Source organism: Streptomyces sp. NPDC007872 (assembly GCF_042868165.1).
Classification (GTDB): Bacteria; Actinomycetota; Actinomycetes; order Streptomycetales; family Streptomycetaceae; genus Streptomyces.
Window position 1 is genome coordinate 52,566 of the sequence record NZ_JBIAEA010000010.1, and the last position, 22,073, is coordinate 74,638.

The following is a 22,073-nucleotide window of genomic DNA, read 5'->3' on the forward strand; positions in this document are numbered from 1 at the left end:
ATGAGCACGACCCCGGCCGACTACCTCTCCGGCCTCTTCTCGCTCGACGGGCGCACCGCCCTCGTCACGGGAGGCAGTTCCGGTATCGGCCGGGCCATCGCCGGGGCCCTGGCGCGGGCCGGAGCGAAGGTGGTCGTGCTCGCGCGCAAGGAGGCGGACCTCGTCGCGACCGTGGACGAGCTGACGGCCGCCGGCTGCCGGGTGGCCTGGGTGAGCGCGGACCTGAGCACCCGGGAGGGGATCAGGGCCGGGGCCGAGGAGGTGGCGGCCGTGTTCGGCGAGCCGGACGTCCTGGTGAACTCGGCGGGGATCAACCTCCGCCCGCCGCTGGGCGAACTGGGCGAGGACGTCTGGGACGCGACGATGACCGTGAACCTGGAGGCGCCGTTCCTGCTGGGTCAGCGGTTCGGACCCGGGATGGCCGGGCGCGGCTTCGGGCGGATCATTCACGTCACCTCGCAGCAGGCGCACCGCGCGTTCGTGCAGAGCGGGGCGTACGGGGTGTCGAAGGGCGGGCTGGAGTCGCTGGCCCGTTCGCAGGCGGAGGCGTGGTCGGCGTACGGGGTCACGGCCAACACGCTCGTACCCGGTTTCGTGATGACCCCGCTCAACGAGCGGCTCTCCTCCGACCCGGAGAAGGTCGCCGCGCTCGCCGCCCGCACGATGGTCGGCCGCAACGGGCTCGCGGAGGACTTCGCGGGCGCGGCCGTCTTCCTGGCGAGCGCGGCCTCCGCGTACGTCACCGGTCACTCCCTCTTCGTGGACGGCGGCCTCTCGGTCCACTGAGCCTCCCTCACCCTCGACAGCGGCAGGCCGGGCGGGTACGGACGGCATCCTTGCGAGGCGCCCGCAAGCGTCCATGACTCGTCGGCGGCCTGAACCCGGGGGCTGTGGGCGTAGGGTCTCGAGGATGCGGATAGGCGAGCTTGCCCGGCGCACGGGCGTGAGTCCGCGCTCACTGCGGTACTACGAAGACCAGGGACTGCTGACCAGCTCGCGCTCCGGCGCGGGGCAGCGTCACTATTCCGAGGGCGCGGTCCAGCGCGTGTCGCTCATCCGGCAGTTGTTCGACGCGGGGATGTCCAGCCGGGTGATCGCGACCGTGCTGCCGTGTGTGGACGTCCCGGGTGACCTGGACGTCGCCGAGGAGACGTTCACGGCGATGATGCGCGAGCGCGACCGGATCGACGCCGACATCGCGCACCTGATCGATACCCGGAACGCACTCGACGTGCTGATCGGGGCCAACAGTCGGCACCGTGCGGAGCTGTCCACGGCCCCGGAACCGGTGGCACGGTCGACCTGATGCCGTGATCCGCGTCTCAGCCGGTTGCCCCTGACACCAATGGCAGAGGTGAGGATGGCGACGGCGCCCGGAAGCACCGGGCCGGCCATACGAGAGGCGGCGGAAGATGGGGCAGGCATGGGGTTTCCACGAGTACGGCGGGCCCGAGGTGCAGGAGCTCTTCGATCGTCCCGATCCCGTACCCGGTCGCGATGAGGTACTGATCCGGGTCGAGGTCGCCGGCGTGAATCCCCTCGACCACCTTCTGCGCTCGGGTCCGGTCGACGGGCTGGACGGCGGGCGTCCGTTTCCCCGCGTGCTGGGCATGGAGGCGGCCGGAACCGTTCTCGCCCGGGGCGAGGACGTCACCGGGTTCGAGGTGGGCGACGCGGTCTTCGGCTTCGCGCTGACCGGCGGCGGCACCTATGCCGAGACCACGGTGCTGTCCGCGCCGAACACCGCGCGCATCCCGGCGGGCCTGTCCGCGGCCGTGGCGGCGACGCTGCCGGTGGCCGGGACGACCGCGGTGGACGTGCTCGACCAGCTCGGACTGCCGGCCGGTGCCACGGTCCTGGTCAACGGGGTCGGGGGCGGGGTCGGCCTCGCCGTCGCCCGGCTGGCCACCGGGCGCGGGCTGCGCGTGATCGGCACCGGGAGCACCGCCAAACGCGAGCACGCCGAGGACATCGGGGTGCGGTTCGTCGACTACACCGCCGAGGACGTCGCCATCGCGGCACGCGAGCTGGTTCCGGGCGGCTTCGACGGGATCGTCGACCTGGTCGGAGGCGCCTCGCTGCGGACGGTCGCTCCGCTGGCCCGGGATCCCCGCGACGTCATCGCCGTGGGTGATGCGTCCGTGTCCGGTCTCGGCGGGCGTTTCGTCGAGCGCCGTGTCGACCGCGAGAACCTGGAGCGGTCGGCCCGGCTGGCCCTCGACGGAGTCCTCGCCCCCGTCATCACCGCGGTCCATCCGCTCTCCGAGGCCCCGGCCGCCCTCGCCGCCGTCGAGAACGGTCACGCCTCGGGCAAGGTCGTCATCGAGGTGGCATGAGAAACGCCCGGCCGCCCGACGCCGCCGCCCGCCCCTTACGGGGACCGGCGAGAACCCGTGGTCGGCGCGTCATCCGGGCATGCCTCGTCCCCCGGCCGGTTCCCCGCCCCGCAGGTCCCGGTGTCGGGCATGATCTGCGGGAGGAGAGGGCGCGGGGGCGCCCTTCCGGAACACCGGGCGGGGGACGGGGACGCGGTATGGAGTGGGGAACGCTGGTCGCCACGCTGGGCGGCGGTCTGATCGCGATAGCGGGCACGGTCCTGGCCGACCGCCTGCGCACCCGCCAGGAGCACCGGCGGGGGCTTCAGGAGCGCCGCCGGGAGGTCTACACCGAGTTCATCGCGGCGGCGGGCGCGGCCCACACCGAGCTGCGGCGACTCGCGCAGAGCGGTGGTGGGGACGGCCTGGAAGAGGCGAGCCGCTCGGCGCTGACGGACGCGCGGGTCTACGAGGTGCGCGAGCGCCTCTTCCTCGACGGCAGCGCCGGGATCGCGGGGGCGGGCCAGACCATGTTCGAACGCCTCCGTGACCTCCGGAGGGCGGTCGCCGGGGGCGCCGGGGTCGCGGACCCCGCCTTCCACGACGTCTACCACCCCTACCTGGACGCCGTCTGGGCCTACCGCGAGGCCGTCCGCGACGAGTTGGAGGGCCGCGCCCTCGCCCCGGCCGACTTCGGCTGGTCCGCGTGGGACGGCCGCGAGCGCTGCCCGCACTGCGCGGGGCGCACGGCTTAGGCCGGGTGCCTGACGCTCTCGAATCAGGCCGGGCGCCTGACGCTCTCGAAGATACGGGCGAAACCCTCCGCCCCGTGGCCCGCTTCGATCTGTCGCCGGATCAGTTCCTGGACCATGGCGACCGGCTCGGTGCCGACGCCCTGGGCGGAACCGGCGGCCAGGATGTCGCCGAGGTCGGAGAAGTCCAGGCTCTGCTGTCCTGCCACGGTGTAGTCCCCGCCGTCGATCACCTCGGCGAACCCCTGGAAGGAGCCGGTCATCGCGGTCAGCCAGGGCGCGGCCCTGGCGGCGAACTCGCGCGCCGACACCCCGGCCGGCGCGACCATGGCGGCGCCCTGCACGAACCCGGCGAACATGACGTACATGCCCGCGAGCAGGGCGAGGTCGTACAGGGACGCGAGGCCGGCGTCCTCGCCGAAGTAGGCACTGGTCCCCCACAGGTCGAACAGCGCCTCGTAGCGGTGGAAGACGTCGGCCGATCCGCTGTAGAGGACCGAGGAGCCGGGCCCGCCGATCATCTGGGGTACGGCCATGATCCCGCCGTCCAGGTGGGCGATTCCGGCCCGGTCGGCCCAGGCGGCCAGTTCGCGCGACTGCTCGGGGGACGTGGTGGTCACATTGACCAGGGCCCGCCCGGCCAGGTCGCCGGAGAGGGGGTCGAGCACCTCGTGGACCGACGCGTGGTCGAGGAGGCAGACGATCACCAGATCTCCGGCCCGGATCGCGTCACCGGCCGTGGCGGCGGGCCGCGCGCCGAGGGCGACGAGGCCGTCCGCCCTTCCTGGCGACCGGTTCCAGACCGTCGTCGTGTGTCCGGCCTTCACCAGGGCGGCCGCGAGCGCGCTGCCCATCGCTCCCAGGCCGAGCACGCTCACCCGGACGCCGCCGTCGCCGTTGCCATTGCCGTTGCCGTTGCCGTTGCCGTCAGTCGTCATCCTCGGTGCTCCCTCTCGTGTTCCTCGTTCTCCTTCGATCCTCTGCGCCGCCGGTAGGGTTGACCAGTACGGACTAATGAGTGGGGTACTCACCCCGGGGTAAGTGCGGTGCGAGGGAGGGCTGATGGCGACGTCGGCACGACGCGGTCCCTACTTCTGCGGGATCGACGCGGCGATGGATGTGGTCACCGGCAAGTGGAAGTCGCTGATCCTCTGGGAGCTGCACCACCACGGGATCCGCCGGTTCGCCGAGCTCCGGCGCGGCCTGCCGGGCGTCAGCGAGAAGATGCTCGTCCAGCACCTGCGGGAGATGGAGGAGGACGGGCTCGTGCACCGCGAGGTGTACCCCGAGGTGCCGCCGAAGGTCGAGTACTCCCTGACGGAGCACGGCGCCTCGCTCAACGCCGCCCTGACCTCCCTCGGCGAGTGGGGCACCGAACGGATGCGGCGGATCGGCGCGGAGAAGGTCCCCGTCGACGCGGGGCAGGGGCCGGTGGCGGAGGCGCGACCCGGTTATTCGGTGGAGCCGCCGCGGCGGCGCTGACAGGGTGGGCCGCATGCCGTCGCACCCCGCCGAGGAGCAGTTGCGTCACCTGCACGCCTCGCTCCGGCTCCGCAAGCGCCCCGAGGACATCGCCCAGTCGGTCCAGGAACTGTTCGCCGCCCGCGGGGTCACGCCCGATCCGGCGACCGCGGCCGCCCTGGAGAAGGCCGCCGCGCACGCGCTGGGCAGGGTGTGGCACGGATACACCTCCATGCTGGAGGACTTCGCCCGTCCCGTCGGAGCCCGGCGCCAACTCGGCCGCGCCACGGCCCTCTTCCCCTCGCTGCCCCCGCTCCCGGGGGACGCCGGTGACGATCCCGCCCGGATCGAGGCCGTGATCCGGCGGGCCGGCGTGGAGATATGCCGGGAGTACGGGGAGAACGACTTCGGCATCGACCGGCTGAACCGGGCGGAGCGCGCCGACGCCGGAATCGGCGAGCTGTCCAAGCGGCAGTACAACAAGCGCTTCCGGCTGCTGCGCCGGATGGAGGCCAAGCTGGCCCGACTCCTCCACGAGCAGCGCCGTCGCGAGGTCGTCGTCACCGGCAAGGGCGCGCTCGCGCACACCCTGTCGTACGAGGAGTTCGCGGGCGATCCGGACACGGCGGCCTTCGTCGCCTACCTCACGGCCCGCGGGTACATGCGCAGCGTCTTCACGAACGGCGGGCAGCGCAGGCCGTACGACGAGGTGGCGGACGCACTGTTCCGGCGCCTGCGGGCGGCGGAGGAGCGGACGAACTGGTACGCGGTGGCGCACGTGCACCCCGTCCCCGAGGTCCTCGGGCACCTGTCGGACGACGAGCTCGTCCGGCTCCTGGTCCGCTGGAACCGTTTCCTGCGCGAGGTCGCCGAACTCCTCGAGGACGCGTGGGACCGCTCGTCCTCCATCGAGCCCACGAGCATGGTCGTGCGCCCGGGGCACGACTCCTCGACGTGGAACCAGGCGGCCCAGGCGTGGAGCACCGCGCGGGCCCACTGGTTCGCCCTGATGACGGAGCTGGGACAGGAGGGAGTCCTGGACCGGGTGTGTCCGGGCAAGGTGCCGCGGCTGATGGCGGCGGACGTGGCGTACTGGCACCGCAGGAGCGGCGGGGGCCTGCATCCGGACACGTACGTGTGGGCGGACCTGCCACGGCCCTGGGCGGTCCTCCGGGGCGAGGAGGAGTGTCCACGCTCCCTGGTCGAGACGGTCTGCGCGCGGTACGGCGTGGATCCGGTGGCGGGCGGCTGGACGGCGCCGCGGCCGGTGGCGGAGGCCGTACCGTTCCGCCGTACGCCGGAACTCGTCCACGGCGTGGCCGTCGCCGATCCGCTGGTGGCGAGCGCCCTGCGGTCGGCCGGGGTCTTCTCGGGGAAGGGCCAGCGGGCCGCGGCGGCCGAGTGGCTGTGACGGGAGGGTCGCGGGGCCGCGGGGCCCCTAAATCGTTTGCCCCGACCGTCCGTCCGGACGGATGATCGGGACGGCGGCGAGGAAGCTCTGCGGAGGAGCGCCCGGCTCGATCTCCGGGTGGACGCAGGTTCGAATCCTGTCCTTGCCGCCGCTCTTCCTCCCCTGCTCCGGCCGCACCGCCGGGACGCCCGCATCGAGTTCGCTCCGGCCCCCGGGGTGACCTTTCCGTGACGTGCGGAAGGGCAACCCACGCCCTGGCCGGGAGGTCATGTGATCGTGATCAGACGCCTCGCGCGCACCGCCGCGCTCCCCGCCGTCCTCCTTCTGCTCACCGCGTGCAGCGGTGGTGACGAGGGGGACGCGCACGCGAAGGCGCAGCCTTCGCAGCATCCGGTCTTCGGCCAACCGCTGGGCCGCCAGGTCTTCCTGGCCCTGCGCGAGACGCAGAAGTCGGGCAGCGCGAGCTTCACGCAGACGGTGTCCTTCGGGTCCGCGAAGGGCACGGCCGTACAGACGCTGAGCGGCAGGCTGGACTTCACGGAGGGGGCGGGCGAGGCCGCCGTGCGGTGGCAGGTGCCGGAGAAGTACTCCGCCGCGGTGGAGGGGACGCTCCTCGGCACCACTCCCGGCAGGACACCGGGCACGGGCTCCGGCAGGTTCGTCGTCGACCGGCAGCAGATCCACTACCGCGCCGCCTCCGCGGGCTACTGGCTCCGGTACGGCAGCGACGACGTCCTCGCCGCAGGGGACGGAAACGACCCGATCGGTCACCTGCGGGGTTCCGAGAGCCCGGTCGGCGGCACCCTCCTGGAGGGCTTGGGCGGCGCGGAGGCGAAGGCACGGCAGGAGGAGCCCGCGGGGGGCCGTACGTACCGGGCGGAGATGCCCTTCTCGGTGGGGTGGACGATGTTCCCCTCGGACCTCCGCAAGGAACTGGCGGCCGAGATGGGCACCAGCGCCCTCCAGGCCGGCTTCCCCCTGACCGTGTCCGTGGACGCGCGGGGCCGGATCACCCACGGCCGGGCGGACATGTCGAGGCTCCTGCGGAAGGGCGGCGCCCTCGCCGACGTGACCTCGCTGACGATGGACCTCGCCCTCACCGGGTTCGGCTCGTCGAAGCCGGCCGGGCCCCCCGCGGGGAACGTCCGCAAGGCCGCCGAGGCCGTGCTGCCCATGCGCGACGTGAAGAACGGCGGCTGCGTCGACTTCGACACCGGCCGGCGCGTGACGCACGTGGTCGTGGGCGTGCCCTGCTCCGGACCGTACGACGCCCGCGTCTTCGTCCAGGTCCCGTTGCGACCGGGCGCGACGGCGGCGGAGACCCAGGAACGGGCCGACATCGCCTGCTCGTTCGCCCACGACGTGGCCAGGCCGGCGTGGGTGCCGAAGGCTGCGGAGATCTGGTCCTGGTGGACGCCGGGTCACGCGTCGGGGCCGGGCGGCGAGGACCGGGTGACCTGCTACCTCACCGCGGAGCGGGGCGGTTCCCAGGACGGGTGAGAGGGGAGCGGCCCCCGTAGCCCGTGCCCCGGACGCCCTCCCCTTTCCTCCGCCTTCTCGGGGCGGGCGGCGCGGGAGGGCGTCCGGCACCCGCTCAGCCCTCCGTCGGCTCCAGCCGCAGCGAGATCGAGTTGATGCAGTACCGCTGGTCCGTCGGGGTCGGGTAGCCCTCGCCCTCGAAGACGTGGCCCAGGTGGGAGCCACAGCGGGAGCAGCGGACCTCCGTGCGGACCATGCCGTGGGTGCGGTCCTCGATCAGTTCGACCGCGTCGGAGTCCTTCGGGTCGTAGAAGGACGGCCAGCCGCAGTGCGAGGAGAACTTCTCGTTCGAGGTGAACAGCTCCGCGCCGCACGCACGGCAGGAGTAGACGCCCTTGGTGGTGGTGTCGGTGTACTCACCGCGGAAGGCGGGCTCGGTGCCCGCCTGGCGCAGCACCTGGTACTCCGCCGGGCTCAGTTCCGCACGCCACTGCTCGTCCGGCTTCTCGACGTCGTACGCCATGGGCTCGCTCCCTCTGCTTCGCGCTACTTCGACAGGTGGTCCAGGATGCGCGGGCCGAGGTCCGTGACGTCGCCCGCTCCCATGGTGAGAACGAGATCGCCGGGGCCGGCCATTCCCTCGACGATCTCGGGCACGGCGCCCTTGTTGTGGACGGGCGTCACGTCGGCGCCGGCCTTCCGGGCCGCCTCGACGATCAGCTCGCTGGTGACGCCCGGGACCGGGTCCTCGCGGGCCGGGTAGATGTCGAGGACCACGGAGGCGTCCGCGAGGGCCAGCGCCTCGCCCATCTCCTCGCCCAGCTCCTGGGTCCGGGAGAACAGGTGCGGCTGGAAGACGACGAGCAGGCGGGCGTCCCCGGCGGCGCCGCGCATGGCCTCCAGGTCGGCGGTCATCTCGGTGGGGTGGTGCGCGTACGAGTCGATGACCTGCACGCCCTTCGCCTCGCCCTTGAGCTGGAGGCGGCGGCCGACGCCGGTGTAGGCGGTGAGGGCCTGCGCGAGCTCGGCCGGGTCGATGCCGACGCGGGCGCCGGCGGCGAGCGCGGCGGCGGCGTTGTGGGCGTAGTGGCGGCCGGGGACCGAGACGGTGAAGGTGTGCCCGGTGCCGTCGAGCTCGACGGTCACCTCGCTCTTCATGCCGTTCGGGACGATCTTCAGGATCCGGGCGTCGGAGTCCTCGGACTCGCCGACCGTGACGATCTCCAGGCCCTCGCGGTCCGCGACCCGGCGGGCCAGCTCGCGGGCGCCGGCGTGCTCGCCGACGACGAGGGTGCCGCCGGGACGGATCTTGGCGGCGAAGGCCTCGAAGGACTCGTAGATCTCGTCCAGGGAGGCGTAGTTCGCGTGGTGGTCCAGCTCGACGTTGAGGACGATCGCGACCTCGGGGTCGTACTTCTGGAAGCTGCGGTCGCTCTCGTCGGCCTCGGCGACGAAGACCTCGCCGTCGCCGTGCCGGGCGTTGGTGCCGGGACCCGCCAGGTCGCCGCCGATGGCGTACGAGGGGTCCAGGCCGAGGTGGCCGAGGGCGACGGCCAGCATGGAGGTGGTCGTGGTCTTGCCGTGCGTGCCGGCGACCGCGATCGCGCGCAGGCCGTCCATGAGGGAGGCGAGCGCGTCGGAGCGGTGCACGACGGGGATGCCGAGCTCGGCGGCGCGGGCCAGCTCGGGGTTGTCGGCGCGGATGGCGCTGGAGACGACGACGGCGGAGGCGTCGTCGGCCAGGTGCTCGGCGGCGTGGCCGATGTGCACGGTGACGCCGAGGGCGCGCAGGGCCTCGGCGGTCGCGGAGTCCTTGGCGTCGCTGCCGGCGACCTTGGCGCCGCGCTGGGCGAGGATCTTCGCGATGCCCGACATCCCGGCACCGCCGATGCCGATGAAGTGCGGCCGGTCCATGGCGGCGGGAATGGCGGGTGCCATGCGGATCTCTCCCCGGGGTGTTTCGTTGCGCGTCGTCGCGCGTCGTTGGCTGGAAGTCCCCAGCCTAGTGGCTTCCTCCGGACGCGCCCGGCAGGGCACGACCCGGCCCGCGCCCCCGTACGGAGCGCGGGCCCGGCCGTCACCGCGCGGTCACTCGCTGTGCGCGAAGAGCTTCAGGACGGGGACACCCACCTTGTGGCGGGCCCGGGAGGCCCAGTCGCGGTGGAAGAACTCCTCCACGTAGTGCGGCGCGGTGAGGACGATGACCTCGTCCGCGTCCGCCTCCTCGACCACGGCCTTCATCTTGTCGAGCGGGTGGTCCTCGACGACCTGGCCGACCGCCTCGCAGCCGGCGTCCCGCAGGGCCCGGAGCGAGTGCTCCAGGGCCTGTTCGGCGGGGGGACGGGCCTCCTTGCCCTCCGGTTCCTCGCCCTCCCGGGCGGCTTCCTTCAGTTCGCCCATGGCGACGTCGTCGATGGCACGCAGCAGTACATCGGCCTGGTCACCGCGCGGCTGCATCAGGACAACGAAGGACACGCCCTCGTCGCCGTGCAGCGTGGTGACGAATTCCACGTCGACGGACGTCAGGGGCTTCTCGATCATCAGAACGCTTGTGAACACTTCGGGAGCCCTTCTGCGGAAACCATCCTTCCCCGTGTTCGCACGGGGTCTGCGACAGTAAGTGTGCCCGCCCGACGGTAAGCGGAACGACGAATTCCGCTTTTCTCAGGACCGAAGGTAGCGGGTGAAGAGGAAGCCGTCCCGCTCCAGGACGGAAGCCACCCGGAAGCGTGTCGGGACGGCCACCGGGGGGCCTCCGGCGATCCGCTGGGCGTCTCCGGCCGTCATGGTCGGCGAGATCGTCAGGCACAGCTCGTCGAGGACCCCCGCCGCCACGAACTGGCCGAGCAGCCTCGGCCCGCCCTCGGTGAGCTGGCGCCGCAGCCCGCGCTCCGTCAGCACCGCCAGGGCACGGGCGGGGTCGACCCGGGTCCCGTCGCCCGCGAACAGCACCTCGGCCCCCGCCTTCCGGGCCTCCCCGACCCGCTCGGCGGGCGCCCCGCTCCCGGTGAGGACCAGGGTCGGCACCAGCGGCGCGGTGAAGAGCGGAAGCGAGAAGTCCAGGTCGAGCGAGGCGCTGACCACGGCGATCACGGGAGCCGGGCCCTGTCCGGCGGCGGCCCGGCGCTCCGCGAAGGCCTCCCGCGCCCGGGCGGGACGGTACCCCTCCAGACGTACGGTCTCCGCACCCACCACGATCACGTCGGCGAGCCCGCGCAGGGTGCCGAAGATCCTCATGTCGGTCTCGGAGGAGAGCGGCTGGGAGCGGCCCTCGTGCTGGCCGGCGCCGTCGAGCGAGGAGACCATGTTGGCCCGCAGCCAGGGGCCGTCGCCCGCCGGGTAGGCGTAGGCGTCGGCGAGCGCGTCGAGGGACCAGTCCCCGCCCTCCCCCTCCGTCCCGGCCCCGTCGGCAGGTCCGGCGGGTGCGGCGGATCCGGCGGGCCCCGCGGGTGCGACCGGCACGGCCGGTCCGGCTGTCATGTCCGTCACAGGAAACAGGCGTCGCATCCAGGCAGTCTGACATGGCGCTTACAGTGGGGAACTGTGTCGACCCGTGCCCTCACCGAAGCCGTCCCCCCCGCCGCGGCCCCGCTCTCGCTCTGCTCCCGAGAGCCCCGCGTCCCCGCCGAGCGCCTCGTCGCGGAGATGGTGCCGCCGCCGCGCTTCGACTCCGTGCGCTTCGACACGTACATCCCCGACCCGAACCAGCCCAGCCAGACCCAGGCCGTCGAGGTCCTGAGCGCCTTCGCCGAGGGCCTGGGCGGCGCGCACGCCTCCGGCGCCGGGAAGCGCCGCTGGTTCGCGCGGAAGCCCGCCGCCCCCACCGGGCCGCGCGGGGTCTACCTGGACGGCGGCTACGGCGTCGGCAAGACCCACCTCCTCGCCTCGCTCTGGCACGCGACCCCCGCCGAGCCCGCCCTGAAGGCCTTCGGCACCTTCGTCGAGCTGACCAACCTGGTTGGCGCGCTCGGCTTCCAGCAGACCGTGAAGACCCTGAGCGGGCACCGGCTCCTGTGCATCGACGAGTTCGAGCTCGACGACCCGGGCGACACCGTCCTCGTCTCCAGCCTCCTGGGGAAGCTGGTCGAGTCCGGCGTGGCGCTCGCCGCCACCTCCAACACGCTGCCCGGCAAGCTCGGCGAGGGCCGCTTCGCCGCCGCCGACTTCCTCCGCGAGATCCAGGGCCTCTCCGCCCACTTCCGGCCGCTGCGGATCGACGGCGAGGACTACCGCCACCGGGGCCTGCCCGAGGCCCCCGCGCCCTTCTCCGACCAGGACGTCACCGCGACCGCGTACACCACGCCGGGCGCCTCCCTGGACGACTTCCCGCACCTGCTCGACCACCTGGCCAGGGTCCACCCGAGCCGGTACGGCGCCCTGACCGACGACCTCACCGCCGTCTGCCTCACCGACGTGCGGCCCGTGCCCGACCAGTCGACCGCGCTGCGGCTGGTCGTCCTGGCCGACCGGCTCTACGACCGCGAGATACCCGTCCTCGCCTCCGGCCTGCCCTTCGACCGGCTGTTCAGCGACGAGATGCTGAACGGCGGGTACCGCAAGAAGTACTTCCGGGCGATCTCGCGGCTCACCGCGCTCGCCCGCGACGCGAAGGGGCTCGTCGCGCAGTAGCTTGGGGGCCGTACCCGATCGATCGAAAGGGATCCACCATGGCCACCGTGCGTCACGCCCACACCGTCTGGCAGGGCGACCTGCTCAAGGGCTCCGGCACCGTCTCCCTCGACTCCTCCGGCATCGGCTCCTACGACGTCTCCTGGCCCGCCCGGTCGGAGGAGCCGAACGGCAAGACGAGCCCCGAGGAGCTGATCGCCGCCGCGCACTCCTCCTGCTTCTCGATGGCCCTCTCCCACGGGCTGGCCGGCGCGGGCAACCCGCCCACCCGCCTGGAGACGAAGGCCGACGTCACCTTCCAGCCGGGCGAGGGCATCACCGGCATCCACCTGACCGTGCGGGGCGAGGTCCCCGGCCTGGACGCGGACGGCTTCCGGGCGGCGGCGGAGGACGCGAAGAAGAACTGCCCGGTCAGCCAGGCGCTGTCGGGCACGACCATCACGCTCGACGCCGAGCTGGCCTGACCCCCTCCTGACGCGGGGCCAGGACCGGCGCCACGCGCGGAAGTCGCGGCCCGCATGGTTCACGCGCCACCGGAGTGCGTGATACACACGTGCGGGTCGCACGTCACACAGGCAACACGTGACGCGACGGAGCGTCACCACCTGTCCTGTCCGCCAACAGGGGAGTTCGTTGCCTCATGTCCGCAACACGACGTCAGATCCTGTCCCGCACCGGCGCGTCCGTCGCCGGGATCGCCTTCACCGGCGCCCTCTCCGAGCTCTTCGCCGGAAGCGCCGGCGCCGCTCCCGGCGACCGTCCGCCCCGGGGAGGCTACGGCCCCCTCGTCCCCGACCCCCGCGGTCTCCTCGACCTGCCGGCCGGGTTCCGCTACAAGGTCCTCTCCCGGCAGGGCGACCCCCTCCGCTCCGGCGAGGGGCCCGTCCCCGGCAACCACGACGGCATGGGCGCCTTCCCCGGCCACCGGGGCCGGACGCACCTGGTCCGCAACCACGAGAACAAGGCCACCGGGAAGATCGGCGTCCCGACCGTCCCCGGCCTCACGTACGACCCGGCGGCCAAGGGCGGCTGTACGGTCCTGGAACTCGACGGGCGGAACGACGTCCTCGGCGAGCGGGTCGCCGTCGCGGGCACGGCCGTCAACTGCGCCGGCGGGCCCACGCCCTGGAACACCTGGCTGACCTGCGAGGAGACCGAGGACCGGGCCGGCACGAACGGCTACACCAAGGACCACGGCTTCATCTTCGAGGTCGACGGCGCCGACCCGCGCCGCACCGGAGCCGTCCCGCTCACCGCCATGGGCCGCTTCCAGCACGAGGCGATCGCCGTCGACCCGCACAGCGGCATCGTGTACGAGACGGAGGACGCCTTCGAGCGCCCCTTCGGGCTCTTCTACCGCTTCCTCCCCCGCAAGCCGCTCGGCGGTACGGGCTCGCTGCGCGCGGGCGGCACCCTGGAGGCGATGCGGGTGCCGGGCGTCCCCGACCTCTCCGCGGTCCAGGAGACCGGGACGCGCTTCGAGGGCGTCGAGTGGGTCCCCGTACCGGATCCGCTGGCGGCCGGAACTCCCGTCCGCTTCCAGGACTTCGGGCCCAGGGGCATCACGCACGCGCAGAAGCTGGAGGGCTGCTACTGGGGCGGGCGGGCCGTCTACTTCGTCTCGTCGTTCGCCCGGACCGGGGACGGCTCGGCGGCCACCCACTTCGGCCAGGTGTGGAAGTACGAGCCGCACCGGCGCCGGCTCACCCTCGTCGTCGTCTTCGGCCCGAGCACCGACGTGCAACTGCCGGGCGAGTCCCCGGACAACATCTGCCTGGCGCCGACCGGGGGCCTGATGGTCTGCGAGGACGGCGGCGGCGCGCAGCACGTCTTCGGGGTGAGCGAGCGGGGCGAGGTCTACCCGGTCGCCCGGGGGCGGCAGAACATCGGCACGCCCGACGCCCCGGAGTGGGGCGAGTTCGCGGGGGTCACCTTCTCCCCGGACCGGAGCACGATGTACGTCAACTGCTACACGCCCGGGACGACGTTCGCGGTGACGGGCCCCTGGCGCCACTGACCGGCCGGCTTTCCGGGGGCGCGGCCCGCCCCCGGAAGTCGCGGACGGCCCGGTTGCGGCGGAGGATCAGGGGAAGGCGGGCGGGACTGCGGAAGGAGCGCGAGATGCCGAAGAAGAGCGACGGGAAGAAGCGGCGCGAGGAGCGGGAGCCGGACCTGCGTGACGTGCTGCGCGTCCCCGTGGGCGAACCGGTCGACCTCTCCTCGCACGACGCCCGGGGCATCCCGGCGGGCCCCGCCGACAAGGCGGCCGGGGTGGCCGCCACCGCCGACCTCGGGCCGCGCCTCGCCGAACTCCAGGAGCGCCTGTACGCGTCGAGCACCGCCGGGGACCGGCGCAGGCTGCTCCTGGTCCTCCAGGGCATGGACACCAGCGGCAAGGGCGGCACGGTCAAGCACGTGATCGGCTTCCTCAGCCCGTCGGGCTGCCGGGTGCGCGCCTTCAAGGCCCCGACGCCGGAGGAGAAGGAGCACTCCTTCCTCTGGCGGATCGAGAAGGCGCTCCCCCTGCCGGGCGAGATCGGCATCTTCGACCGCTCGCACTACGAGGACGTCCTCGTCCCGCGCGTCCACGACCTGGTCTCCCGCTCCGAGGTCAAGCGCCGCTACCGGCAGATCAACCACTTCGAGAAGTCCCTCGCGGACGACGGGGTGACGGTCGTCAAGGTCTTCCTGCACCTCTCGTACGAGGAGCAGCGCGCCCGGCTCCTCGCCCGCCTCGACGACCCCGACAAGCACTGGAAGTTCACCACGGGCGACATCGAGGAACGCGCCCTGTGGCCGGACTACCAGAAGGCGTACGAACTGGCCCTGGAGCGCTGCGGTACGGACGCGGCCCCCTGGTACGTGGTCCCGGCGGACCGCAAGTGGTACCGGAACTGGGCGATCAGCAAGCTGCTCCTCGAACACCTGGAGGCGCTGGACCCGAAGTACCCGCCGGGCGACTTCGACGTGGAGGAGAGCCGGAAGCGGCTGCTGGCGTCCTGAGCGGAGCCGTCCGCCGGGCCGCGTCCGGCGGGGCCCGTGTCGGCCCGGCGCGTGGACTCGGCCGACGCCCCTGTCGGGTCGCGAGCATTAATAACTTTGATCGGATAACTTCCGATCGTGAATATTCCTGTACGAAAAGTGGCGGCTCTCGGTCTGCTGGGCGCCGTCCTCGTCGGCTGTGGCGAGGGCGCCGCCCCCAAGGCGCCGAGCGCCAAGGCGTCGGCCGGAGCCCCCTCGCCCTCCGCGAGCGCGAGCGCGAGCACCGCCGCCCGCCCCAAGCCCGGCGCCGAGCCCGCCGCCGCGCCCACCATGACTCCCGGGCCGAACGGGCTCACGCCCGTCTACACGCGCCGGGCCGCGAACTCCCCGAAGGGCACCGAGAAGGTCGTCGCGCTCACCTTCGACGCCGACATGACGGCCGACCAGGGGCCCCGGGCCGCGCGCGGCGAGCGGTTCGACAACCCGGAACTCATCGCCACCCTGCGCCGCCTGGAGGTGGACGCGACCGTCTTCATGACGGGTCGCTGGGCGGAGGAGTACCCGGACCAGGCCAAGTCCATCGGCGGCGACCCGCGCTTCGAGATCGCCAACCACTCGTACAGCCACTACGCCTTCTCGTCCCCCTGCTACGGCCTGCCCACCGTCGCCGGGCCCGACATGGCGGCGGACGTGCGGCGCGCCTTCGACGCCTTCCGGGACGCCGGGGCCCTCAACGTCGTCCCTTACTTCCGCTTCCCCGGCGGCTGCTACGACGACGCGGCCCTGCGCGCCCTCGGCCCCGCCGGGGTGACGGCGGTCCAATGGGACGTGGTCAGCGGGGACGCCTTCGCGAAGGACGCGGACGCGGTCGCCGAGCAGGTGCTCGACGGGGTGAAGCCCGGTTCGCTCGTGGTCATGCACTGCACCCGCAGCGCCGCGCCCGTCACCGAGCGGGCGATCCGCCGGATCGTCCCGGAGCTGCGGGCCCGCGGCTACCGCTTCGTGAAGGTGTCCGACCTCATGCGCGGCTGAGGGGCCTCAGCCCGAGCAGGCCGTGCGCTGGGCCTCCTGCCACTCGCACACCGGGCAGAGCGTGACGCCCTTGGCCGACCGCGGGTACTCGGTCGGCTCCTGGCACAGCACACAGGCCGCGAACGGGCCCTCGGCCGCCGGTTCGGGCCTCGGGGCGGGCGCGGGGGCGCAGGACGACGCGGACGCGGAGGCGGACGCGGGCGTGGTCTCGGGCGCGGTCTCGGTCATGCGTCCGAGCGTACTCCCGGCGCGCTCCCTCCCGGCGTGCCGTGACGGCGGTTCTCACGGGGACCGCCCGTCACGGCGCCGGTGAGGACGCGCGTGACGGCAGTGGCAGACTTGCCCGGTGAGCAGCGACGAGACCGATTCCCGCGACGAGAAGCCCCAGTTCGTCCTCCCCCTGGTGGTGCGGATCGAGCGCGAGGCGCCCCCCGCCCGCACCGACGCCCTGGAGACCGCGGCGCGGGCCGTCCTGGAGATCCTGACCGACGGGCGTTCCAGCGGCGAGGGCGAGTGGGCGCGGGCCATGGCCGACTGGCAGGACGCCCGGATCCGCAAGGTGGTGCGCCGGGCGCGCGGCGCCGAGTGGCGGCGGGCGTGCGCGCTCCCCGGCATCACGGTCACCGGCGCGGAGGCGGAGGTACGGGTCTTCCCGCCGGTCCCGCTCGACGGCTGGCCCAAGGACCTGGCCCGCCTCCAGGTCTCGGGCACCGACCTCGACGACCCGGCCGCCCCCGGCCCCGCACCGGAGGGGGCGGCGGTGCTGTGGTTCAACCCCGGCCTCGACATGTCGGCGGGCAAGTCGATGGCCCAGGCCGGCCACGGCGCCCAACTGCTCTGGTGGGCGATGCCGGACGCCGAGCGCGAGGCCTGGCGGGAGGCCGGCTTCCCCCTCGCCGTGCGCACCGCCCCGGCCGACGACTGGCCCGCCCTGGCCACGAGCGGCCTCCCGGTCGTCCGCGACGCGGGCTTCACGGAGATCGCCCCCGGCTCGCCCACGGTCGTGTCGGCCTTCCCCCGCACCGACTGAGACGGCGGCCGGGAGCCCCGGGACGCCGAAACCTCAAATGAAGCTCTGAACGTCCCCCTCCCGGGGTTCGAACGTTCCCGCGTGGGCCATCACAGGGGAACTGAGGACCGAAGGAGGGGGACCATGACGGAACTCGGCATCGGCATCGGCTGGCGTCCCGAGATCGCGGAGGCGGTGGAGGGGCTGCCCGGGGTCGACTGGGTGGAGGTCGTCGCGGAGAACGTCTGCGCGGACCACCTGCCCGACTCGCTGACCCGGCTGCGGCGGCGCGGCGTCACGGTCGTGCCGCACGGGGTCTCGCTCGGACTCGGCGGCGCGGACCGGCCGGACCCCGGCCGGCTCGCGGCGCTGGGCGAGAAGGCGGTGGCGCTGGGGGCGCCGCTGGTCACGGAGCACATCGCGTTCGTACGGGCCGGGGGGACGCTCACCGCGTCCCCGGCGCTCGAAGCGGGCCACCTGCTTCCCGTGCCCCGCACCCGGGACGCCCTCGACGTGCTCTGCGAGAACGTGCGGATCGCCCAGGACGCGCTGCCCGTGCCGCTCGCCCTGGAGAACATCGCCGCCCTGATCTCCTGGCCGGGCGAGGAGATGACGGAGGGGCGGTTCCTCGCGGAGCTGGTGGAGCGCACGGGGGTGCGGCTCCTCATCGACGTCGCCAACCTGCACACCAACCACGTCAACCGCGGCGAGGACCCGGCGCGGGCCCTGTCCGAGCTGCCCGTCGAGGCCATCGCGTACGTGCACGTGGCGGGCGGCGTCGAGCGGGACGGCGTCTGGCACGACACCCACGCCCACCCGGTGCCGCGCCCGGTCCTCGACGTCCTCGCCGACCTCGCCTCCCGGGTCTCCCCGCCCGGGGTGCTCCTGGAGCGGGACGACGACTTCCCCCCGGCGGAGGAGCTGGCGGAGGAACTGACCGTGATCCGGGCGACGGTGACGGGCGCGTCCGCCCGCCGCGGCGCGCAGGCGGAGCGGCGGGCCGGCCGGCCGCTGCTCATCGGCGCCGGTGCCCGCGCCTCCGGCGGGCCGATGCCCGAGGTCCTGCCGGACGCTCCCCCGGTTCCGGCGACGGCGGGTGCGCCCGTACGGGACGGGGGCGCGCCCGGCGAGGGCGCGCGGCAGCGGCTCGGGCTCGCGCAGGCCTCGCTGCTCTCGGCGCTCGTCGCGGGCACGCCCGTGCCCGAGGGGTTCGACAGCCGGCGGCTCGGGGTGCAGAGCCGGGCGCTCGCGGCCAAGCGGGCCGGGGTGGTCGCCAAGGTCGCGCCGGAGCTGCCCGAGATCCTGGGCCGGGAGTTCCGGCCCGCGTTCCTCGCGTACGCCAGGTCCCGTCCCATGAACGGCGGCTACCGCCGGGACGCGCTCGACTTCGTCGAGCACCTGCTGATCGCCGGGCGTCCGGAGGACCCGGTCGCCCACCGCCGGCTCACCCGGTGGTGGCAGGACCGTTCCGGCAACCGCCCGCAGGGCCCCGCCGCGCGGCTCGTCCGGGCCGCCCGCCACGCACTCGTACGGAGATGACCATGGGCCTCCCGACCACCCTGTACTACCTCGTGGCCGCCGTCGCCGTCGGCCTGCTCGTCACCCGGGTCGTCCGGTCGCGCCGCGGCCCCGGCGGGCCGGTCCACGACCGGTACGAGGCCGCCTTCCTCGACGGCGGCCCCGCCAGGGTCGCCGACAGCGCCCTCGCCGCCCTCCACGCGGACGGACGGATCGCGATCGGCGGGCCCGGCATCGTGGCCGTCGTCCGCCCCACCGCGCGCGACCTGGTGGAGCGCGCGGTGCTCCAGGAGCACGCCGCCGCCCCGCACGGCGCCCTGCACCACCTGCGGCTCGCCGTGATGCGGCACCCGGCCGTGCAGGAGATCGGCGACGGGCTCGCGGAGCGCGGCCTCCTCGTGGACCCGGCGACGCGGCGCGTCACGAAGCGGTGGTGCGCCGCGGTCGGCGTCACGGCGTTCGTCCTGTTCCCGGTCTCGTTCCTCGTCACGATCGCCGACTTCGCCACGGCGGAGGAGTTCTCGGTGCCGTTCACCTTCAAGGTGGTCCCGGCGCTGCTCGCCATGGGCGTCGCCGCCGGGGTCTGCGGGTCGGCCTCCGCCGGACGGGTCACCCCGGCCGGCCGGCGGGCGCTCGCCGCGTACGGACGCGAGCGGGGGCACCTGGCGGACGCGGGCCACCTCGTGGCCCTGCACGGGCTGCGGGCGCTGCCGGACCCGGTGCTCCGGGAGCAGCTCCTCGCCGCCGCCCGCGTCAACGGGCCCCGGAGGCCCGGACGCGGCAGGCGTTCGGGGCCGTCCCCGCACCACCACTCCTCCTCGTCCTCCTCGGACGCGGACGCGCTCGGCGCGGTCACCGTGTGGTGCGCGGACGCCGGGTCCTGCGGCGGAGGGGGCGGGGGCGGCGGGAGCTCCTGCTCGTCGGGTTCGTGCTCCTCCGGATCCTGCTCGGGAGGGGGTTCGAGCTGCGGCGGGAGCTCCTGTTCGGGTTCGAGCTCCAGCTCGTGCTCCAGCTCCAGCTCGTGCTCGAGTTCCAGCTCCAGTTCGTGTTCCAGCTCCAGCAGTTGACCGCCCGTACCGTACGGGGGAAGGGCCGGAGAGGGCCCGGAGGAGTACCGGAAGAGGTCCCGGAAATGACGCCGGTGCGGCGCGCGTGACGCGCGCCGCACCAGGAGCCGGACCCGGTGTCGCTGGAGCGACGGGCGGATGGTTTCCGCCGGCCGTCTGATCTTCCGGGTCGAGGGATGGCGCGCCCGGCCGGGAGCCGGGCCGCCACCGGGTTTCACGGGGCCGTCAGGCCAGGCCCGCCACCAGGTCGGCGACGCTCTTGCGCCGGCCGGTGTAGAACGGGACCTCCTCGCGGACGTGCATCCGCGCCTCGGAGGCGCGCAGGTGGCGCATGAGGTCCACGATGCGGTGCAGCTCGTCGGCCTCGAAGGCGAGGAGCCACTCGTAGTCGCCGAGCGAGAAGGAGGCGACCGTGTTGGCGCGGACGTCCGGGTAGCCGCGGGCCATCTTGCCGTGGTCGGCGAGCATCCGGCGGCGGTCCTCGTCCGGCAGCAGGTACCAGTCGTACGAGCGGACGAAGGGGTAGACCGAGACGTAGTCGCGCGGGTTCTCGTCGGCCAGGAAGGCCGGGATGTGCGACTTGTTGAACTCGGCCGGGCGGTGCAGCGCCATGTTCGACCAGACCGGCTCCAGGGCGCGGCCCAGGCGGGTGCGGCGGAAGAGGTTGTACGCCTCCTGGAGCTCGTCGCTCGTCTCGGCGTGCCACCAGATCATGACGTCGGCGTCGGCGCGCAGACCGGAGAGGTCGTACGTGCCGCGGACGGTGATGTCCTTGGCCGCGAGCTGGTCGAACAGCTCCTGGACCTCGTCGGCGTAGCCGCTCCGGTCCTCGGGCAGGACGTCGCGCAGCTTGAAGACGGACCACAGGGTGTAGCGGATGACCTCGTTGAGGTCCTTCGCCTTCTTACCGGCGTTCGGGATCTTTTCGGGCGCACTCATGCGCCCATTCTCGCCCGTCACGAGGAGTGCCCCGCACCGGGGGCCGCCGTTTCCGACGTGGCGATGATCTCGTCGGCCGCGCGGTGGGCCGAGGCGATGCAGGCGGGGATGCCCACGCCGTCGTACGCGGCGCCCGCGATCCGCAGTCCGGGCAGGGCCGCGACGGCCTCGCGCACCCGGGCGACGCGGGCGAGGTGGCCGACCGGGTACTGGGGCAGGCCGCCGGCCCAGCGGGTGACCGTGCCGGCGACGGGGCGGGCGCCGAGGCCGGTGGCGGCGGCGAGGTCCTTGAGGGAGGCGTCGACGAGGTCGGCGTCCTCGCGGTGGAGCTGCTGCTCCTCGCCGTGGCGGCCGACGGAGGTGCGCAGGACGAACAGGTCGGGGGCGGCCTCGGCGACCCACCCCCACTTGCGCGAGGAGAAGGTGGAGGCCTTGATCGTGTGGCCGTCGACGGGGGGCACGAGGAAGCCGGAGCCGGGCAGGTCGGGCACGTCCGCGCGGCGGAACGCGAGGGTGACCAGGGCCATGGAGGCGTACTCGACCGCGCCGAGCTCGCCCGCGGCGGCGGGGGCGTGCTCCGCGAGGAGGGCGGCGGCGGGCCCGGCGGGGGTGGCGAGGACGACGGCGTCGGCGGTGAGGACGCGGTCGCCGCCCACGACCTGCCAGGTGGTCGCCCCGGTGCGGCGCAGCGCCGTCACGGGGGCGTTCAGGAGGATCTCGCCGCCGGCCGCGCGGACCGCGTCGGCGACCGCGCCGGGCAGGGTGCCGACGCCGCCCTCGATCCCGGCGAAGACGGAGCCGCCGAGGCCGGTGGCGGCGCCCGCCGCGTCGGCCGGGACGGCGGCGCCGGCCCGCTGGACGGCCCGGACGGCGGCGGTGAGCGTGGGGTGCTCGCGGGCGGCCTCGAAGAGGGCGGGGACGGCGGCCCTCAGGGAGATGCGGCGGGCGTCCCCGGCGTACACCCCGCCGAGGAGGGGCTCGACGAGGCGGTCGACGACCTCGTGGCCCATGCGGGCGGCGACGTACGCGCCGATGGCGATGTCGTCGCCGATCTCGGTGGGCGGCAGGTCGAGGTCGGCGGCGATCCGGCGCACGCCCTCCTCGGAGAGAAGGCCCTCGACCGCGCGGGCGTCGCCGGGGACGCCCATGACGTGCCCCTTGGGCATGGGGACGAGCTCGCCCCGGGACCAGACGGACGCGGTGGCGGTGGCGGGGGCCTCCAGCCGGTCGCCGAGGCCGACGGCGCGGGCCAGGGCGACCGCCTCGGGGCGGCGGGCGAGCAGCGACTCGGCGCCGAGGTCCACGGGCGCGCCCGCGACCTCCCCGGCGAGGAGCTTGCCGCCGAGTCTGCCGTCCGCTTCGAGGAGGGTCACCCGGTGGCCGGCGAGGGCCAGCCGGTGGGCGGCCGCGAGGCCGGTGATCCCGCCTCCCGCGACGACGACGTGGGGTCCCGTGGTGTCCGCGTTCATGGGACCACTC

23 protein-coding genes and 1 tRNA gene are annotated in these 22,073 nt (G+C 73.9%); 16 read left to right on the forward strand and 8 right to left on the reverse strand.

All coding sequences use genetic code 11. The features are described 5' to 3' along the window. The 4 genes from ACFYNX_RS29025 to ACFYNX_RS29040 all read left to right on the forward strand — a co-directional run bounded on the left by ACFYNX_RS29025 (nucleotide 1) and on the right by ACFYNX_RS29040 (nucleotide 3,070). Entirely contained in the window at nucleotides 1-786 is a 786-nt protein-coding gene (locus ACFYNX_RS29025; RefSeq protein WP_388665564.1) for an SDR family NAD(P)-dependent oxidoreductase, read from the forward strand. 124 nt (nucleotides 787-910) lie between these two features. Next, the gene (locus ACFYNX_RS29030; RefSeq protein ID WP_388665566.1) at nucleotides 911-1,306 is read left to right on the forward strand and encodes a MerR family transcriptional regulator; all 396 of its coding nucleotides are present in this window, start codon (nucleotides 911-913) and stop codon (nucleotides 1,304-1,306) included. A 106-nt stretch (nucleotides 1,307-1,412) separates the two neighbouring features. Further along, complete coding sequence (locus tag ACFYNX_RS29035; protein WP_388665568.1) at nucleotides 1,413-2,336, forward strand: NADP-dependent oxidoreductase; 924 nt, start codon at nucleotides 1,413-1,415, stop codon at nucleotides 2,334-2,336. A 197-nt stretch (nucleotides 2,337-2,533) separates the two neighbouring features. Beyond that, nucleotides 2,534-3,070: a CchlQ gene (locus tag ACFYNX_RS29040; protein WP_388665570.1), complete on the forward strand. Its 537-nt coding sequence runs from the start codon at nucleotides 2,534-2,536 to the stop codon at nucleotides 3,068-3,070. A gap of 23 nt (nucleotides 3,071-3,093) precedes the next feature. Here the strand turns inward: ACFYNX_RS29040 and ACFYNX_RS29045 are convergent, their stop codons facing one another. After that, the gene (locus tag ACFYNX_RS29045) at nucleotides 3,094-4,005 is read right to left on the reverse strand and encodes an NAD(P)-dependent oxidoreductase (protein WP_388665571.1); all 912 of its coding nucleotides are present in this window, start codon (nucleotides 4,003-4,005) and stop codon (nucleotides 3,094-3,096) included. A 124-nt stretch (nucleotides 4,006-4,129) separates the two neighbouring features. Between ACFYNX_RS29045 and ACFYNX_RS29050 the strand changes: the two genes are divergently transcribed. From ACFYNX_RS29050 to ACFYNX_RS29065, 4 genes are all read left to right on the forward strand, one after another. Further along, a complete protein-coding gene (locus ACFYNX_RS29050; protein ID WP_388665573.1) occupies nucleotides 4,130-4,549 on the forward strand; it encodes a winged helix-turn-helix transcriptional regulator in 420 nt (139 codons plus the stop codon). Between the two features lie 13 nt (nucleotides 4,550-4,562). After that, the gene (locus ACFYNX_RS29055; protein ID WP_388665575.1) at nucleotides 4,563-5,939 is read left to right on the forward strand and encodes a hypothetical protein; all 1,377 of its coding nucleotides are present in this window, start codon (nucleotides 4,563-4,565) and stop codon (nucleotides 5,937-5,939) included. A 75-nt stretch (nucleotides 5,940-6,014) separates the two neighbouring features. Next, nucleotides 6,015-6,087: transfer RNA gene (locus ACFYNX_RS29060), tRNA-Ser, on the forward strand. A 122-nt stretch (nucleotides 6,088-6,209) separates the two neighbouring features. Continuing rightward, nucleotides 6,210-7,439 carry a hypothetical protein gene (locus ACFYNX_RS29065; protein WP_388665577.1) on the forward strand — a complete coding sequence of 410 codons (1,230 nt, stop codon included), beginning with the start codon at nucleotides 6,210-6,212 and terminating at the stop codon, nucleotides 7,437-7,439. A 94-nt stretch (nucleotides 7,440-7,533) separates the two neighbouring features. Here the strand turns inward: ACFYNX_RS29065 and msrB are convergent, their stop codons facing one another. The 4 genes from msrB to ACFYNX_RS29085 form a co-directional block, all read right to left on the reverse strand. Continuing rightward, on the reverse strand, nucleotides 7,534-7,941 hold the full coding sequence (gene msrB / locus ACFYNX_RS29070; RefSeq protein WP_365541669.1) for a peptide-methionine (R)-S-oxide reductase MsrB: 408 nt from the start codon (nucleotides 7,939-7,941) through the stop codon (nucleotides 7,534-7,536). 23 nt (nucleotides 7,942-7,964) lie between these two features. Beyond that, nucleotides 7,965-9,356 carry a UDP-N-acetylmuramate--L-alanine ligase gene (murC, locus tag ACFYNX_RS29075; protein ID WP_365541671.1) on the reverse strand — a complete coding sequence of 464 codons (1,392 nt, stop codon included), beginning with the start codon at nucleotides 9,354-9,356 and terminating at the stop codon, nucleotides 7,965-7,967. A gap of 150 nt (nucleotides 9,357-9,506) precedes the next feature. After that, nucleotides 9,507-9,977 (reverse strand): indole-3-glycerol phosphate synthase, encoded by a 471-nt coding sequence (locus ACFYNX_RS29080; protein ID WP_388665579.1) that lies wholly within the window; start codon nucleotides 9,975-9,977, stop codon nucleotides 9,507-9,509. Nucleotides 9,978-10,082: 105 nt separating this feature from the next. Then, nucleotides 10,083-10,925, reverse strand: a complete 843-nt coding sequence (locus ACFYNX_RS29085; RefSeq protein WP_388665581.1) for a pyrimidine reductase family protein — start codon at nucleotides 10,923-10,925, stop codon at nucleotides 10,083-10,085. Between the two features lie 36 nt (nucleotides 10,926-10,961). Between ACFYNX_RS29085 and zapE the strand changes: the two genes are divergently transcribed. The 5 genes from zapE (at nucleotide 10,962) to ACFYNX_RS29110 (ending at nucleotide 16,061) form a co-directional block, all read left to right on the forward strand. Then, complete coding sequence (zapE, locus tag ACFYNX_RS29090; protein ID WP_388665583.1) at nucleotides 10,962-12,047, forward strand: cell division protein ZapE; 1,086 nt, start codon at nucleotides 10,962-10,964, stop codon at nucleotides 12,045-12,047. A 38-nt stretch (nucleotides 12,048-12,085) separates the two neighbouring features. Further along, nucleotides 12,086-12,511, forward strand: coding sequence for an OsmC family protein (locus ACFYNX_RS29095; RefSeq protein ID WP_125667333.1), 426 nt, complete (start codon nucleotides 12,086-12,088; stop codon nucleotides 12,509-12,511). Between the two features lie 176 nt (nucleotides 12,512-12,687). Beyond that, entirely contained in the window at nucleotides 12,688-14,064 is a 1,377-nt protein-coding gene (locus tag ACFYNX_RS29100; protein ID WP_388665586.1) for an alkaline phosphatase PhoX, read from the forward strand. A 104-nt stretch (nucleotides 14,065-14,168) separates the two neighbouring features. Then, the gene (locus ACFYNX_RS29105) at nucleotides 14,169-15,050 is read left to right on the forward strand and encodes a polyphosphate kinase 2 family protein (protein WP_388665588.1); all 882 of its coding nucleotides are present in this window, start codon (nucleotides 14,169-14,171) and stop codon (nucleotides 15,048-15,050) included. Between the two features lie 138 nt (nucleotides 15,051-15,188). Then, nucleotides 15,189-16,061 carry a polysaccharide deacetylase family protein gene (locus ACFYNX_RS29110; protein ID WP_388665590.1) on the forward strand — a complete coding sequence of 291 codons (873 nt, stop codon included), beginning with the start codon at nucleotides 15,189-15,191 and terminating at the stop codon, nucleotides 16,059-16,061. A gap of 6 nt (nucleotides 16,062-16,067) precedes the next feature. Here ACFYNX_RS29110 and ACFYNX_RS29115 read toward each other — a convergent pair whose 3' ends face one another. Continuing rightward, complete coding sequence (locus ACFYNX_RS29115) at nucleotides 16,068-16,289, reverse strand: hypothetical protein (RefSeq protein WP_388665591.1); 222 nt, start codon at nucleotides 16,287-16,289, stop codon at nucleotides 16,068-16,070. A 118-nt stretch (nucleotides 16,290-16,407) separates the two neighbouring features. Here ACFYNX_RS29115 and ACFYNX_RS29120 point away from each other — a divergent pair, with 118 nt between their 5' ends. The 3 genes from ACFYNX_RS29120 to ACFYNX_RS29130 all read left to right on the forward strand — a co-directional run bounded on the left by ACFYNX_RS29120 (nucleotide 16,408) and on the right by ACFYNX_RS29130 (nucleotide 19,655). Continuing rightward, nucleotides 16,408-17,091 (forward strand): peptidyl-tRNA hydrolase, encoded by a 684-nt coding sequence (locus ACFYNX_RS29120; RefSeq protein ID WP_388665593.1) that lies wholly within the window; start codon nucleotides 16,408-16,410, stop codon nucleotides 17,089-17,091. Nucleotides 17,092-17,214: 123 nt separating this feature from the next. Beyond that, the gene (locus ACFYNX_RS29125) at nucleotides 17,215-18,609 is read left to right on the forward strand and encodes a DUF692 domain-containing protein (protein ID WP_388665595.1); all 1,395 of its coding nucleotides are present in this window, start codon (nucleotides 17,215-17,217) and stop codon (nucleotides 18,607-18,609) included. A gap of 2 nt (nucleotides 18,610-18,611) precedes the next feature. After that, a complete protein-coding gene (locus tag ACFYNX_RS29130) occupies nucleotides 18,612-19,655 on the forward strand; it encodes a TIGR04222 domain-containing membrane protein (protein ID WP_388665597.1) in 1,044 nt (347 codons plus the stop codon). 225 nt (nucleotides 19,656-19,880) lie between these two features. Here the strand turns inward: ACFYNX_RS29130 and hemQ are convergent, their stop codons facing one another. Then, nucleotides 19,881-20,594, reverse strand: coding sequence for a hydrogen peroxide-dependent heme synthase (hemQ, locus tag ACFYNX_RS29135; RefSeq protein ID WP_125668500.1), 714 nt, complete (start codon nucleotides 20,592-20,594; stop codon nucleotides 19,881-19,883). Nucleotides 20,595-20,611: 17 nt separating this feature from the next. After that, a complete protein-coding gene (gene hemG, locus ACFYNX_RS29140) occupies nucleotides 20,612-22,063 on the reverse strand; it encodes a protoporphyrinogen oxidase (protein ID WP_388665599.1) in 1,452 nt (483 codons plus the stop codon). Between the last annotated feature and the right edge of the window lie 10 nt (nucleotides 22,064-22,073).